General features: G+C 62.5%; 15 protein-coding genes. 6 read left to right on the forward strand and 9 right to left on the reverse strand.

Annotated features, from left to right (window positions below):
• Positions 1-8: 8 nt before the first annotated feature.
• Positions 9-719 carry a DNA polymerase III subunit epsilon gene (dnaQ, locus tag ABZ728_RS02035; protein WP_366653954.1) on the forward strand — a complete coding sequence of 237 codons (711 nt, stop codon included), beginning with the start codon at positions 9-11 and terminating at the stop codon, positions 717-719.
• A gap of 99 nt (positions 720-818) precedes the next feature.
• On the opposite strand, the gene secB is transcribed toward dnaQ, so the two are convergent.
• Together secB and ABZ728_RS02045 are read right to left on the reverse strand one after the other, a co-directional pair.
• Positions 819-1,403, reverse strand: a complete 585-nt coding sequence (gene secB, locus ABZ728_RS02040) for a protein-export chaperone SecB (RefSeq protein WP_366653956.1) — start codon at positions 1,401-1,403, stop codon at positions 819-821.
• A 136-nt stretch (positions 1,404-1,539) separates the two neighbouring features.
• On the reverse strand, positions 1,540-2,148 hold the full coding sequence (locus ABZ728_RS02045; protein WP_366653958.1) for an FxsA family protein: 609 nt from the start codon (positions 2,146-2,148) through the stop codon (positions 1,540-1,542).
• 357 nt (positions 2,149-2,505) lie between these two features.
• Between ABZ728_RS02045 and ABZ728_RS02050 the strand changes: the two genes are divergently transcribed.
• The 5 genes from ABZ728_RS02050 to ABZ728_RS02070 all read left to right on the forward strand — a co-directional run bounded on the left by ABZ728_RS02050 (position 2,506) and on the right by ABZ728_RS02070 (position 7,501).
• Positions 2,506-3,312 carry a Tim44/TimA family putative adaptor protein gene (locus ABZ728_RS02050; RefSeq protein ID WP_366653960.1) on the forward strand — a complete coding sequence of 269 codons (807 nt, stop codon included), beginning with the start codon at positions 2,506-2,508 and terminating at the stop codon, positions 3,310-3,312.
• Positions 3,313-3,655: 343 nt separating this feature from the next.
• Positions 3,656-4,543 carry a (Fe-S)-binding protein gene (locus tag ABZ728_RS02055; RefSeq protein ID WP_366653961.1) on the forward strand — a complete coding sequence of 296 codons (888 nt, stop codon included), beginning with the start codon at positions 3,656-3,658 and terminating at the stop codon, positions 4,541-4,543.
• A gap of 2 nt (positions 4,544-4,545) precedes the next feature.
• The gene (locus tag ABZ728_RS02060; protein WP_366653962.1) at positions 4,546-5,988 is read left to right on the forward strand and encodes a LutB/LldF family L-lactate oxidation iron-sulfur protein; all 1,443 of its coding nucleotides are present in this window, start codon (positions 4,546-4,548) and stop codon (positions 5,986-5,988) included.
• Complete coding sequence (locus tag ABZ728_RS02065) at positions 5,985-6,686, forward strand: lactate utilization protein (RefSeq protein ID WP_366653963.1); 702 nt, start codon at positions 5,985-5,987, stop codon at positions 6,684-6,686. Before ABZ728_RS02060 ends, ABZ728_RS02065 begins: the two co-directional genes overlap by 4 nt.
• A gap of 167 nt (positions 6,687-6,853) precedes the next feature.
• Entirely contained in the window at positions 6,854-7,501 is a 648-nt protein-coding gene (locus ABZ728_RS02070; protein WP_366653964.1) for a Smr/MutS family protein, read from the forward strand.
• A 10-nt stretch (positions 7,502-7,511) separates the two neighbouring features.
• Here ABZ728_RS02070 and ABZ728_RS02075 read toward each other — a convergent pair whose 3' ends face one another.
• The 7 genes from ABZ728_RS02075 to ABZ728_RS02105 form a co-directional block, all read right to left on the reverse strand.
• A complete protein-coding gene (locus tag ABZ728_RS02075; protein ID WP_366653965.1) occupies positions 7,512-9,485 on the reverse strand; it encodes an alpha-amylase family protein in 1,974 nt (657 codons plus the stop codon).
• Between the two features lie 145 nt (positions 9,486-9,630).
• Positions 9,631-10,086: a hypothetical protein gene (locus ABZ728_RS02080; RefSeq protein WP_366653966.1), complete on the reverse strand. Its 456-nt coding sequence runs from the start codon at positions 10,084-10,086 to the stop codon at positions 9,631-9,633.
• Between the two features lie 137 nt (positions 10,087-10,223).
• Positions 10,224-11,357: a hypothetical protein gene (locus ABZ728_RS02085; RefSeq protein WP_366653967.1), complete on the reverse strand. Its 1,134-nt coding sequence runs from the start codon at positions 11,355-11,357 to the stop codon at positions 10,224-10,226.
• Between the two features lie 2 nt (positions 11,358-11,359).
• Positions 11,360-12,133 carry a CsgG/HfaB family protein gene (locus ABZ728_RS02090; protein ID WP_366653969.1) on the reverse strand — a complete coding sequence of 258 codons (774 nt, stop codon included), beginning with the start codon at positions 12,131-12,133 and terminating at the stop codon, positions 11,360-11,362.
• A gap of 546 nt (positions 12,134-12,679) precedes the next feature.
• On the reverse strand, positions 12,680-13,165 hold the full coding sequence (locus ABZ728_RS02095; RefSeq protein ID WP_366653970.1) for a hypothetical protein: 486 nt from the start codon (positions 13,163-13,165) through the stop codon (positions 12,680-12,682).
• Positions 13,166-13,321: 156 nt separating this feature from the next.
• Positions 13,322-14,464, reverse strand: a complete 1,143-nt coding sequence (locus ABZ728_RS02100) for a hypothetical protein (protein ID WP_366653972.1) — start codon at positions 14,462-14,464, stop codon at positions 13,322-13,324.
• 255 nt (positions 14,465-14,719) lie between these two features.
• Complete coding sequence (locus ABZ728_RS02105) at positions 14,720-15,196, reverse strand: hypothetical protein (RefSeq protein ID WP_366653973.1); 477 nt, start codon at positions 15,194-15,196, stop codon at positions 14,720-14,722.
• Positions 15,197-15,268 lie beyond the last annotated feature (72 nt).

The following is a 15,268-nucleotide window of genomic DNA, read 5'->3' on the forward strand; positions in this document are numbered from 1 at the left end:
GACCAGCGATGCGGGAAATCGTGATGGATACGGAAACGACCGGACTCGATCCTCATAAAGGGGACCGTCTGGTCGAGATCGGCGGTGTCGAGCTGCTCAATCTCGTGCCCACCGGACGGACCTATCACGTCTACATCAATCCCGAGCGCCCGATGTCCGAAGAGGCGTTCGCCGTTCATGGTCTTGGCGACGATTTCCTGTCCGGCCAACCGACCTTCGCCCAGGTGGCATCGGATTTCCTGGATTTCATCGCCGATGCCAATCTCGTGATTCACAACGCCGATTTCGATATCGGTTTTCTGAATATGGAACTGAAGAGGGTCGGGCATCGGCCCATCCGGCCGGAGGTCGTGATCGATACGCTGGCGATCGCCCGCAAACGCTATCCCGGGGCCCAAGCGACCCTGGACGCGCTGTGCCGTCGCTACGGTATCGACAATGCCAACAGGACGCTGCACGGCGCGCTGCTGGATTCGGAATTGCTGGCTGAAGTGTATCTCGAACTTCGCGGGGGCCGGCAGCCGGGACTGACGCTGACACAATCGGGCCCGTCGTCATCCCGGGACGGTTCAAGGGGTGGAGAGGTTGCGGCCTATCGCCGGCATGCCGCACCGCGCCCGCCAAGACGACACGAACCGACCGCCGAGGAAATCGCCCGTCACGAGGCATTCATCGATACATTGAAAGACCCGCTATGGCGGGCCGTATCGGCCGACTAGCCGCCGCCAAAACCAGCCCCAACCCCCGGCGCAGCCGGGGGTTGGGGCAATGGCGTCATCGCGGTCGATTGGATCGGGCGACGTGATCGCCCGCGGTGGTCAGTTCTGTGTCGTCGTTCCCGAAGCGGACGGCGTGGCCGCATCGGCACCGGCCTGCTGGCGCTGGCGTAGTGCTTCCATCTGGCGGCGGAACAAGGCCGCGAAATCGATCGGCTGGACGAGCATCGGCGGATAGCCGCCATTGCGCGTGGCCTCAGCGATGACCGAGCGGGCGAACGGGAACAGCAGCCGCGGGACTTCGACCAACAGGGCCGGTGCCGTGTGCTCCTTGGGAACTTCGTTCAATCCGACGAGCGCCGCATAGGACAGCTCGACAAGAAAGGCCTGCTTTTCCTGAATCTTGGCGTCGGCCTTCAGGTTCAGAATGACCTCGTATCGCTCTTCCGTCAGCTTGTTGGTGCGGACGTCGACGTTCACCTGAATTTGCGGCGATGGCGATCCGCCCATGAGCGTCTGGGGCGCGTTAGGATTTTCGAAGGAAAGATCCTTTACGTATTGCGCCAGAACCTGGATCGGCGGCGGACCCTGCCGCTGTCCGCCGGCATTGGCGCCCGCTGCAGCGTCGCCGTCTGCTCCGACCGCTTGCCCAGCGGACGATGCCTGGTCCTGCGTCTCGTCAGCCATGAGATACCCTTTTCGATTCAGCCAGTGGAAATCCTCTGGCGTTGGCTAGCACGATCCGGCACCCGCCTCAAGCGCGGCCACATTCCGTCGCGCTGTGTGCAACCGAATGTGCGACATGGCGACGGCGTTGCCGGTGTCACCGGTCCGATTCGCCGCGCCCCCATCGGGATTCGTTGCGCGGCGGCATGTTACCGTCGTCGCCCGGATCGTTGTTTGATCCGGAATCGGGAGTGTTGCCGCCCGGGCGGATTTCCTCGAAATCGGCATCGATGACCGGCCCTTCGGATCCGCCGCCCCCGGGGCCGCCTCCGGGGCGACCCTGGGGACCGTCGGCCGCACTGCCTCCCGGTCGTCCGGCGCCGGGTGGGCGGGGATGCCCCCGGCGCTCGGCACGGTTGATCAGGCGCTGCCAGAGCAGCCGCGCAATCTGCAGTCTGACGGGCGGGACCAGCAGCAAGAAGCCGACGAAGTCCGTGATAAAGCCGGGCGTCAGCAGAAAGGCACCAGCGGCAAACAGGCACAGGCCGTCGAAAAGCTCACGAATCGGTGGTTCTTGACGGTTAAGCTTGGCCTGTGCTTCCTGTACAGTGTGGAGTCCCTGACGGCGGAGCAGGACAGCCCCGATCACAGCGGTCAGGACCACGGTCAGCAATGTGGGCGCCAGGCCGATCAGCCCCCCCACCTGAATGAAGACAGCGATCTCGGTGAGCGGAACGAGGATCAGAGCGATCAAAAGCAGCGGCATGAGTTTTCCTTGCCGTTTCCGGGATGAGGCCCTATTTCTGGATAAGGATGCAATAGCTATGGTCGGCGCTTGGCGGGACATCGTTTCCTGCAGCGGGGCTGGGCAGCAAGGTTGGGTCCGTCCCGGGTGAGAGTTCGTCGGCCGGTATGATCGGACTATAGCCCTGTGTTGGCTGGTTTGGCCACGGGCGGAACGGGTTTGGATGGATGAAGTTTTTCGCCATCCCGGCGCATTCGGTGTCGGCACGGACCTTATTCCGGGGCTGAAGCCGGTCAGATCGCTGAATTGAATACGCCGTCGATCGCCTGATAGGCGATCGCGTGGCGGCGTATCTGGGCAGCGGGGAATGGGAACGACATGGCGTCTGGCGCCATCGTATTTGCGCAGCGGCCGGAGTACGGCGAGGATATGGGTGAAGGTCTGTACTTAATCGACATAATCATCTTCGGTATGATTGCGGCGTTCCTGGTATTCAGGCTGCGCAACGTTCTCGGCCGGCGGACGGGCCATCAGGGTGAGCGGCAGAATCCGCGGGCTGAAAAGCCGGTGGCGCCGGTTGCGGACGAGGATAACGTCGTTCGTTTGTCCGATCGCAAGGATGCGTCGGCCCAGGTCGAAATGGCAAGCGATCAGGCTGCCCGGGGAATCACGCAGATCAAGATCGCGGATGCCGCCTTTGACGAGGCGGAGTTCGTCAGCGGTGCCGAAATGGCGTTCGGCATGATCGTCGATGCCTTTGCCAACGGCGACACCGCCGCGCTGCGGCCGCTTCTGGCCGATGACCTGTATGACGATTTCGCCGAGGCGATTCGAGACCGGCTGGCCAATGACCAGACGCTTGAGACCCGCATAGAGCTGGTCAAGAGCGTGGACATATTCGACGCGCGGCTCGAAGGCAACATGGCCTACGTCACCATTCGCTATGTCACCGATCAGATCAACGTGACCCGCGACAGCGATGGCGAGGTGATCGATGGCGATCCGGCCGTTTCCAGCGAAGTGGTGGATTTGTGGACCTTCGCGCGTAACACCAACAGCGACGATCCGAACTGGCTTCTGGTACAGACCGACACACCGGATGAAGAAGACGGAGACGAAGAAAGCGGCGACATCGCCGACGACGATACGCAACCCGGAAACCGGGAAGACAGCCACAAGGGTTAGTGCCGATTCCAGACTTGCCGGCACAGGATGACGGCAGTCGTGACGACCCCGGACCTGAAACGACCCAAAGCGCGGGCAGCGGCAACGCTGTAGCCGCGCTTTTTTGCGTGGTGCACTCTTCAGCGCTTTCTGGGGCAATTTCGTTCGAGGGATATCTTTCGCATTCCGCCGCGTACTGGTAATACCGTACTGGTATTACCATTGGCACCGTCCCTACTGTGTCGACGGCTTCCGGCTGGGACTGCCGCGCCGTGATTCATGTCGCCCGGCGCGTCACCGACGCCTGTCGGTCGGCCAATACCGGCAAGTCGGACGGTGCCGTGGACAACTGACAGGACAGCGGATGACCGACAACGCCAATGCCTCTTCATCATCGCACGTCTCGCCGTCATCGGCCGGACAGGACGCGGCAGAACAGGACGCAACTGCGGAAAAAGTTCGCCCCAGTGTCGCTCTCTTCGTAACCTGTCTGGTGGACCTTTTCCGACCCAGCGTCGGGTTTGCCGCCATTGATCTGCTGCAACAGGCCGGATGCCGGGTGGCGGTGCCGGGCGCCCAGACATGCTGTGGACAGCCGGCCTGGAACAGCGGCGATGTGGCGACGACGGCTGCGATGGCGAAATCGGTGATCGCTGCGTTCGAGCCCTATGATTATGTGGTCGTACCGTCCGGATCGTGTGCCGGCATGATCCGCCGACATTATCCCCAGGCGCTGCGCAAGGATTCGCGGTGGGAGGCCCGGGCCCATGCGTTGGGAGAGCGGACATACGAATTGACCGCGTTTCTGGTCGATGTCATGGACATGAAGTCGGTCGATCCCGTCGACTATCAGGGCCGCATTGCCTATCACGACAGCTGTTCGGGCCTGCGCGAACTCGGCGTGAAAGCACAGCCGCGTCAGTTGCTGGAATCGGTCGCTGGCGCGGAACTGGTCGATCTGCCCGGGGCGGAGACCTGCTGCGGATTTGGCGGAACCTTCTGCGTCAAATACCCCGGCATCTCCGGCGACATGGTGACGGAAAAAGCGAATGCCATCACTGGTACCGGGGCGGACACCGTTCTGGCGGGTGATCTGGGTTGCCTGATGAATATCGCCGGTAAGCTCAACCGCGACGGCTCGATGGTTCAGGTGCGCCATGTCGCCGAAGTCCTCGCAGGCGCCGTTGGCGAGGCCCCGCCAATCGGCAGGGCGGTCGGCGATCGCGCCGGAACACGAGCGGGAGGGCGATAGCCATGCAGTCGACCAGCCACACCTTCAAGGACAACGTCAAGACGGCCCTCGCCGACGAGCATCTTCGCAAGGCGCTGGGGAACATGAAGGCAGGCTTTCAGGACAAGCGGGCCGCGACAATCGCGAAGTTGCCGGAATTCGAAGCACTGCGCGATCAGGGCAAGGCAATCAAGGACGATGTGCTCGCCAATCTGGATTATTACCTCGAACGTTTCGAAGACAATGTGACCAGGGACGGCGGTCATGTGCATTGGGCGCGGACGCCGCAGGAAGCCTGCGAAGCCATTCTCGGGATCTGCCGCGACACCGGCGCCAGGGTGGCGACCAAGGGCAAGTCGATGATCGCCGAGGAGATTGGCCTGAACGAGTATCTGGAGAAGCACGGCATGACGCCGGTGGAAACCGATCTCGGCGAATACATCATCCAGCTCAGGCACGAAGCCCCATCGCACATCATCGCACCGGCGATACACCTGAGCAAGGAGCAGGTCTCCGATACCTTCCGGCGGAGCCACAAGCATCTGTCGGCCGACCGGCCGCTGGACGAGCCGCGAGATCTGACCGATGAAGCGCGGACCGTGCTGCGCCAGCAATTCGTCAACGCCGATGTCGGCATAACCGGCGCGAATTTCCTGATTGCCGAAACGGGCTCGACGGTGATCGTCACCAACGAAGGCAACGGCGATCTGACTCAGAACCTGCCCCGGGTTCATATCGTCGTGGCGTCGATCGAAAAGATCGTCCCGACTCTCGAAGACTCTGCTGCGATCCTGCGATTGCTCGCCCGTTCGGCGACCGGACAGGAATACTCGGTCTATACGACCTATTCCACCGGCCCCCGGCGCCCCGACGATCTCGATGGGCCGGACGAATTCCACGTTGTGATCGTGGACAACGGCCGGTCGGACCTGCTGGGCACAGAAGCCGCCGAGGCGCTGCGCTGCATCCGCTGCGGCGCCTGCATGAATCACTGCCCGGTTTACGGCGCTATTGGCGGCCATGCTTATGGCTGGGTCGTCCCCGGTCCCATCGGCGCCGCGTTGACCCCCGGCATTCTCGGCGTAGAGGAAGCGCGTGATCTGCCGAATGCCTCGACTTTCTGCGGCAAGTGCGAGGAGGTCTGCCCTATGAAGATCCCGCTGCCCAAGATCATGCATTCGTGGCGGATCGAGGAGTACGATCGCGGACTGACGCCGCCGCGCCAGCGGTTCGGACTGGGCGTCTGGAGCTGGGTCGCGACGCGGCCGCGGCTATACAACTGGTTGACCGGTCTTGCGGTCCGTGGCGGCCATATGATCGGCCGCCGTCGGGGCTCGTGGCGTTGGATGCCGCTCGCCGGCGGCTGGACAGCCTATCGCGACCTGCCGGTACCAGCCGGAGACGGGACGTTCCAGCAACTCTATGCCCGGCGCCGGAATCGGGGCACGGCGGGGGACGGGAAATGAGCGAGAAGGCCAGAGAATCGTCGGCGTCGGCCAGGGCCCAGATAATGGCCGGCATCCGGCGGTCGCATCTGCGCGGCCCGCTGGACAGTGCGGCCCGGGCGGCGATTGATGCGCGCCTCGCCCGCCATCCTCGTGGGTTGCAGCCCGGACGCACGGATCTCGATCAGGCAGGCCTGATGCGTTTGTTCGAAGTCCAGGCGACCGAAGCCGCGGCGACTGTTCACCATGTGGCGCATTGGGGCGATGTTGCCGCGGAAGTGGCCGGGTACTTGTCCAGCCTGAATCTGCCGGCGACGGTCAAGGTTGCGCCGGACCCGGACCTGGACGCTGCCGGCTGGCAGGACACGACCCTGACGGTCGAGCGCGGCCGCGGCGAAGAAACCGACGCCGTGGGTGTGACGGGTTGCTTCGCGGCCATCGCCGAAACCGGCACGCTGATGATGCTGTCCGGTCCAGGACGGCCGACGACGCTGAACTTTCTGCCCGACACTCATATCGCCATTGTTGCCCGCGACCGGATCGTCGCCGGCTATGAAGATGGCTGGGATCGGATGCGGGCGGCCGGTGCGGTGCCGCGATCGGTCAACTTCATCACGGGTCCGTCGCGGACCGGCGATATCGAGCAGAAGCTGCAGATGGGGGCTCACGGACCCCGGCGTCTCCATATCATTGTCGTCGACACGCCCTCGCCATCCTGAACGCCTGGTCCCGATCCCGAATTCCGGGACACAGACTCCCCGACGCCGGCGGCCGGGCAGCAGGCCTGTCGGTGCGGGACTTGACAACAGACGGGCGAGACGCCTTCTTCGGTGCACTGCGGTAGCCTGGGCTGCCGCAAACGCTGTCTCGAACCGAATGGCCTCTGTTGAAACGACGTCGCGACCCATCACCAGACGACCGTGAGCTGTGGCGAACCGTCACGCGCGACGTCAGGCCCCTCAAACCACCGCCCCGCTCGGCGATGGAGGCGGACCTGTCGCCGATGCCGGTCGAGGCGCCGCCGGAACCGCCGGGTTCACCGGAATCTCAGCGGGAAAAGGCAGCACCGGGAATGACGGCCATGGACAAGATCCTCGCGCAGAAGGGGGTCACCCCGGCAAGGAAGGATGTTCCTGCGGGTCCGGCGGACTTGACCCACGGCACCACGCCAGGGGTCGATCGCCGGCAGTCAGACCGTGTCCGCAAAGGCCGCGCGGCCATCGGGGCACGGATCGATCTGCACGGCATGGGCCGCGACGAAGCCCACAGCGCCCTGATCGACTTCATCATACGAGCCCATGCAGGCGGACACCGGACCGTTCTGGTCATTACGGGCAAAGGCCGATTCTCGCGGATTCAGGATGATCCATCGCGCGAACCGCATGCGCCACGTCGTGGCTTGCTGCAGACGATGGTGCCGCGCTGGCTGAATGACGCGCCGTTGCGGCAGAGAATCATCGGGTTCCACTCGGCACAGCCCCGGCACGGCGGGACCGGGGCGATTTATGTCATGCTGAAACGACACGACCGCTGACGATGCGTGGTCACGGCTGACTGCCGGGTGCAAAGCAGTGAAAGGCATAGGCGTCGAGCATCAGTCCGGGCGCGAAGTGCCGGGATCGGCCTGTCCACAGGTCGTCCAGCGTGTCCGTTCCCAGCACGCCTGGCACGCCCCAATCATCGAGCGGCTGAGGGTGCTCGCTAAAATTCGCGATCACAACGACCGGTCCTTCGCTGCCCGATTTGAGGGCGCCGAACAGGTGCTTGTTGTCGAGGGGCAGAATCGTGATCGGCCCCTGATCGAACGCGTCATGGCGTCGCCGCAAGGCGGTCAGGGCCTTGAGCGCCTCGAACACTTGTGAACCCGGTTCATGAAGATCGGATCCGGAGAGGGCGGGCGCCGACCAGTCCATAGCGGGCCGGTGGACCCAGCGGGCATCCGCTGCCTTGTCCGGATCGCGCCGGTAGCTGTAGTCGTTGGGCATCGCAATCTCGTCGCACAGATAGATCAGCGGAATGCCACCGAGCGTCATCACAAGGCCATGCATCAGGATGATGCGGCGGATCGCGAGCGCCACTGCCTGCTCGTCGCCCTCGTCGGTCGCGGCTTCGAGTCCGGCGAGGCTCGCCGTCATACCGCAGATCCGGCAGTCACCGGTGCGCGGATTGTCCTGAAACGGCAGACCGCGGGCGAAGCTGCCCGGAAAGCGGCCGGTATAGAAGGCGTTCAGGAACCGGCGATGATCGTCGGGCGCGATGCCGATTTCACGGCAGTCCTCGTCGGCGAAACCCCAACCGATATCGTCGTGGCACCGGATATAGTTCACCCAGCCGGTGCCGTCGGGCAGATCGAACCGCTTGGTCAGGCTGTGGCGCATCAGGCTGGTGTCGCGCGTGGCGAGCGCCTCCCACAGCAGCACCATCAGCAACGGATTATAGCTGAGTTGGGCTTCGCCGGGCGAAACATAGGACACGACGTCGTCTGGATGAACGATCGCCTCGGACTTGAATGTCAGTGCCGGTGCCGCCAGCTGCACCGCAGCGTTCAACGCCTGCACGACGAGATGGGCTTGCGGCAGGTTCTCGCAGGGCGTGCCGATCTCCTTCCAGACGAAAGGCACGGCGTCGAGGCGCAGGATCGAGATCCCCCGATTGGCGAGGAACAGCATTTCCTCCAGCATCTGCCGGAAGAGGGCGGGGTTGGCGAAATTGAGGTCCCACTGGAACGGATAAAAGGTCGACCAGACATATCGGTTCAGCGACGAGACCCAGAGGAAGTTTTCAGACCCCCGGTCGGGAAAGATTTCGCGCAGATGCGGCTGGTAGCGGTCCGGCAGCGTGCGGTCGGGAAATGTCAGGTAATAGTCGCACTTCTCGTCGTCCCCGGCCGCGGCCGCCTGGGCCCAATGATGATCGTCGGCGGTGTGGTTGAAAACCAGATCCAGGCACAGCCGTATGCCTTCCGCCCGAAGCGTCGTCGCCAGCGCCTCGAGATCGGCCATCGTGCCGAACCGGGGCTCGACCTGTCGATAATCTGATACGGCGTAGCCACCGTCGTTCGGTGGTTGCCGGGTCTTCAGCAGCGGCATCAGATGCAGATAGGTCACGCCGAGCGCGCGCAGATGATCCAGCCGTGCCGGTATGTCCGGCAACGTTCCAGCCCAAAGATCGACATAGCAGACGGCGCCGACCTCTTTATGGGATCGTAGCCACCGGAAGTCGGCTTCGGCCGTGGCATCGGTGGCGCGCAGATCGGGCGATCGGGCAAGCATTTGCCGAGCCGCCGTGGCGGTAATCTGTTCCAGGTGCCAGAAGAAATCGTATCGGTCCTGATACAGCGCCCGCAGCGTGCGGAACAGGCGGTCGAAATGACGATCGAGCCTGGCGTCGAAAACCGGCCAAAGGGCCGGTTCGGCGGCGAACAGTTCGCGCAGCCGGGGACGCAGACGCTCAAGCGAACGGGCCGCTTCGCGACCTGAGGAGCCGTTATCGGGAGCGGTGGGGTATGGGGCAGGCATCGGCGCGACCACGAATGTTGCGATAGGCGCCGATACCGTAGCCCGACACGTCGATGACGCAAGGATAAACCCGAGGTTGCCGGCAATGCAGTGCCGGCATTGGTGTGATGGGGGTCGGATCGGACACGGAAAGCGGTCCGTTCGGTCACTCCTGTGTATCGTCGCCGTTGGTGGTATCCTGACCGTCTTCGCTGCCGGTGGAGGAGGTCTCACTGTCGATCGCGACGTCCGTGCTGCCGCTGGAACCCTGATCACCCTCGCTGGTCTGATCGGTCCCCTGGTCTACCGTTCCGGACGATCCTTCGGACAGAATCTGATTGATCTCGCTGAGGTTCCCGACGGATGTCGACGAACTGTTATAGGTGTGATTCTCCACATACTGTTCGAGTGCGGCCTGTCCGTCCTCGTTCTGACGGTCGGCGTGTTGAAATTGCGCCGCCAGACTGCGGTTCCGTTGCCTCGCACCATAGGGCGTCTTGCCCATCAGTTGTGCTTCGGCCGTCTGAACCGACAAGGGTCCCGCCCTGTCCTGGCTTTCCGTTGCAATGGTTATTGCGGCCAACGCGCAGAAGGTCGCCGGGATGAGGAAGATACGTTTCATGCTTGTGCTCCCTTGATGCGGCTTGAAGCTGGAGCCAGTGACCGCCGGATGAACCGATGGGCCGTGCGGGGCGGTTTTACCCACCCCGCAGGCCTCCCCCATCCGACGAAGCCGCTCATCGAATGGTGGATCCGGTATTATTCGACGTCGACGTCGCCATCGAAGACGTCGCCGGCGCTGACCGTGATCGACTTGTTGTTGCCGACCGCTGTCGCGGCGGAGTTGACGATCGGTCCGTCGATCGCGCCGAGGTTCTCGTAGTTGTTCAGATAGATTTCGCTGACATCCGATGTGGCGGTGGTATCGGCGAAGCTGAACTGGACGGCATCGCCGATCAGCAGACGATCGGCACCCTGGCCTTCGACCTCGACGGTGAGGTTGTTGGAGACGGCCGTGGCCGAGCTGTCCACACTGGCGTTGTGGATGTTGTTGACCGTGGAATCCGCGTCGATGTCGGCGCTATCCAGCAGGCCAAGAATCGCGGCTGATCCCAGAGTGTTGGCGGCAACCAGATTGGAATTTCTGTCGTCATCGTCGCCGTTGACATCGTCGTCGACATCCGCCCACAGTTCGTCCCAATCGCCGTCGGCGCTCGAGCCGTTGCCGTCGCCGAAGGAGAACTGCCCTTCGTGCAACTGGACCGACGCGTCGGACTGAATGGCCGTGTTGTTGGCGACGGCAGTGGCCGTGCTGACGACTTCCGGCAGTTCGGTCGTTGCATCGAGCGGGTCCAGCGCGATCACGTCACCGACGTCGAACTGTGACAGGTCGACCGTGAATTCCAGGTCGCCCGATCCCGTGCAGGTGTCCGCGCTGGAGCCGTCTCCGCCTTCGGAACATCCGAAACTCACGGTGTTGGTGCCGTTGCGGAACACGACGCCATCCTCAACCACCTCCAAGGTGACTTCGCTGTCGATCGTCGAACCGTCCTGACCGAGATCCTCGTACATTGCCGAGTCGATATAGTCGACAAGGAACTGGATCTCGCCTTCAAGGTCGCCGTTGCCGGCAGGCTGGTTGTTGAAGACGTCGGTGACTGTCGACGTTGCGGTATGATCGCCGACGGAGACCTGCAGGTCTTCGACCATCACCATGCCTGACGGGTTGAAATCAGCGTTGACATCAATGGTCTTGGTAATGACCTCGTTGACTTCAGCGTTCCACTCCCAGTTCACTTCATCGAACGCGGAAGCAGGTGCGGCGGCGAGCGCCAGACCGATGGCGGTGGCCGAAGCGCCTGCGAGAATGCCGTGTTTGCTTACGAATCTCATTTTCAACTCTCCGGTGAACGGTTGCTGTCAAGGGTTTCCCCAAAGAACTCGGTCTCTGCCAGTTCGCATTCGGGACTGGACGGGAGGCCGAGGAAGTCCGTCATGATCTGATGGGTGGCCATCTCCACGACGGACCGCACGCCGAGTTGAAGCGGTTCGTTTTCGATGCGACCGGCATCGAACTCGACGAGCTGGTCTCCGAAGAAGCGGAAGACATTGGCTTCGACTTCGTATCCGGAAATCTGCTTCTGCAGGGTGGTCACATAGGGGACGTCGAAGGTGACGGGGTTCACGACCCGGAGGTCGAGGCCGACATTGATCACCACCGAGCGTCCGCCCAGACCGGCACCGCCGACGTAAAGTCCGGCGCCCTGGCTGACGATGTTGTAGTTGAGCTCTGTCAGGGCCCCGAGCACGACGAAGTTGGAAGGCCTGACGGTCGGCCCCTGAGGATAAGTCCGGGGCATGACCCCCTGGTTCACCATCTCGCGTTCGGCGAGCGGGATGCGCAGATCGAAGCGTTCGACGAGGCGCACTTTGCGGGTTCGCCACAGGGCGCTCATGACCATTTCGGTCACACCCTGGGTCATCACCATGCTGTCGCTCTCGGTGTCGCGCTGACCGGTCTTGTCCAGAATCTCTCCAACTGTAAAGGTCGGCACGTTGTCTCCCGGCAACTCGGCGAGCTGCGCCAGACATTCGGTATAGGGTGTATAGTTGTTGGTTACGGGAAATGTATAACTGGGCTCTATGCCGTTCTCTTGGGTTGTTGCCATTCCGGCGCATCCTGAGAGAACACTGGCGGAAAGTAATGAAGCGGCTATTGATCGTAAATCCATAATAACCTCTGTGCGGCTTCTTTCAACGAGGGATAATTTCTATGTCGTAATCGCACAGTATCAGCGATAATTTCATGAATACACGGAAAGATCGGGATATAACGGGCAGAATACGTAATAGATCGTTACCCCGAACTGTGCAGAGGCCACATTTGCGCGACGGCGATCCTCACGATGCCCTAGTACGAAAGGACCTCGCGGTAGGGGAAATCGCGTGGCCCGATGGCCGTGGACGCGCGCGTCCATCTCCGGACCGCAAACCACAGTCCGGAAGGTCGAAATGGCGCGAAGGGATGGGAGATCGGAGGAGGAGAAATGCCGATGCCCCGGACGTCATGCGGATTGCGTATCCTGCATGACGTCCGGGGCATTGGGGTGCGGCTTTGCCGGCTCCGGGGCCTCAAGCGAGGTCAGTGACGCTCGGCGGCCGCAGGAGGGAGGATGAAGGGCGGGCAGCGCCAATCGCCAGTGCTGGTCGGCGTGCTAGTTGACGGTGTCGTTGCTATTGGTGTTGGTGGTGTTTTCGGCGCCATCGTTTTCGCTGGTTGTCGACGTGGTCTGACTGTCGATCACGACATCGGTCGTGCCCGACGATCCCTGATTGCCATCGTTGGTCTGGTCCGTCGTCTGACCGACCGACCCGGATGATCCGCCGGAGAGGATCTGATTGATCTCGCTGAGATTGCCGACCGAGTTCGATGTGCTGCTATAGGTGTGATTATAGACGTACTGCTCGAATGACCCGGGGCGATTGGCCTCGGAAAGCTTTTCGGCGTGATCGAACTGGGCGGCCAGGCTGCGATTACGCGGACCCGGACTCCAGGGGTTTTTGCCCATCTGCTGGGCTTCGGCCGTCGACACCGACAGCAGCGCCGGCAGGACCCCCGCCCGCATATCCCCACCGTCCAGATCGACGGAAAGTGTCGCCGTCGCACAGACAATGGCGGGAATGGCGATCAGTCGGTACATTGTCGTTCTCCTTGAAAGGCTGGCGCCGGCGGTGTGGGAGCGGTTCGCGTGAAGGATGTCGCCTGTAATGCAGGGATCAGTCGTACGGGGCGGGCCGACGCCCACCCCGCAGACCTTCTTCACCCGGCGAAGCCGCTCATCGAATGTCGGATCAGGTCACTCTTCAGTACCGTTTCCGTTGTCGAAGATGCCGCCGGCGCTGACGGTGATCGACTTGTTGTTGCCGACTGCGGTCGCGACAGAGTTGACGATCGGGCGATCAATCAGGCCCAGGCCCTCGTAGTTGTTGAGGTAGACCTCGCTGACGGTCGACGTGGCAGTGGTGTCGGCGTAGCTGAACTGCACGACGTCGCCGATCAGCAGACGATCGGCACCCTGGCCTTCGAGTTCGACGGTCATGTTGTTGGCCACGGCCGTGGCCGTGCTGTCGACGGTGGCGTTGTGGATATTGTTGACCGTCGAATCCGCGGTGATGTTGGCTTTGTCCAGCAAGCCCAGGATCGCGGCCGATCCCAGCGTGCTGGCGGCAGCCAGATTGGAGTTCCAGTCGTCGTCTTCGCCGTTGACGACATCGTCGTCGAGTTCCGCCCACAGTTCGTCGAAATCACCGTTGAAGCTGGAACCGTTGCCGCCACCGAAGGCGAATTGCCCTTCATGCAGCTGGATCGAGGCGTCGGACTGAATGGCGGTGTTGTTGGCGACGGCCGTGGCCGTGCTGATGACTTCCGGCAGTTCGGTCGTTGCATCGAGCGGATCCAGCACGATCACGTCGCCCACGTCGAACTGCGACAGGTCGATGGTGAACTGGAAATTCCCCTGACCTTCACACGAGGTCGTGATCGCGCCGTCACCGCCTTCGGAACAGCCGAAACTCACGGTGTTGGTGCCGTTGCGGAATACGATGCCATCCTCGACCACGGTCAGGGTGACTTCGCTGTCGATTATCGAGCCCTGTCCACCGCCGAGCAGCTCGTACTCAGCCGAGTCGATATAGTCGACCAGGAACTGGATCTCGCCTTCGAGGTCGCCGTTGCCGACAGGCTGATTGTTGAATACGTTGGTCACCGTCGACGTTGCGCTATGGTCGCCAATCGAGACCTGCAGGTCCTCAAGCATGATCATGCCCGTCGGCGTGAAGTCGGCATCGATGTCGATGGTCTTGGTGATGACCTCGTTGATTTCGGCATCCCACCGCCAGTCGACGTCGTCGAACGCGGCGGCCGGGGCGGCGATGAATGCAAGTCCAAGGGCTGCGGCGGAAACGCCGGCATACATGCCCCGCTTGTTGAATTTCTTCATGACTCAGCTCTCCAGTGAACGATTGTTATCAAGAGTCGCAGCGAAGAACCTCTCCGCCAGTTCACATTCGGGACTGGACGGGAGGCCGAGGAAGTCCGTCATGATCTGATGGGTGGCCATCTCCACGACGGACCGCACGCCGAGTTGAAGCGGTTCGTTCTCGATGCGACCGGCATCGAACTCGACGGGTTGGTCTCCCGATTGCGCGACGGGCGCTTCTCATGACGAAAGAACCCCGCAGCGCGCCCCCGAGAGCTAGTCGACGGTGTCGCCGCCATCGACGTTGGCGCTCGTGTTTTCGGCGCCACCGTTCTCGCTTGCTGTCGACGTGGTCTGGCTGTCGATCACGACATCGGTCGTGCCCGTCGAGTCCTGATCGCCGCTACTGGTCTGATCCGTGCCCTGATCAACCGTGCCGGTCGATCCGCCGGAGAGGATCTGATTGATCTCGCTGAGATTGCCGACCGAGTTCGATGTGCTGCTATAGGTGTGGTTGTAGACATACTGCTCGAACGACCCGGGGCGGTTGGCCTCGGCCAGCTTTTCGGCGTGATCGAACTGGGCGGCCAGGCTGCGATTGCGCGGACCCGGACTCCAGGGGCTTTTGCCCATCTGCTGGGCCTCGGCCGTCTGCACCGACAGGATTCCCGACCGCATCTCCCCGGTCTGGAAATCGATGGAAAGTGTCGCCGTCGCGCAGACAATGGCGGGAATGGCGATCAGTCGGTACATGGTCATTCTCCTTGAAAGGCTGGCGCCGGCGGCGTGGGAGCGGATCGCGTGAAGGATGTCGCCTGTAATGCA

The sequence above is a fragment of the Fodinicurvata sp. EGI_FJ10296 genome (assembly GCF_040712075.1).
Lineage (GTDB): Bacteria > Pseudomonadota > Alphaproteobacteria > DSM-16000 > Inquilinaceae > JBFCVL01.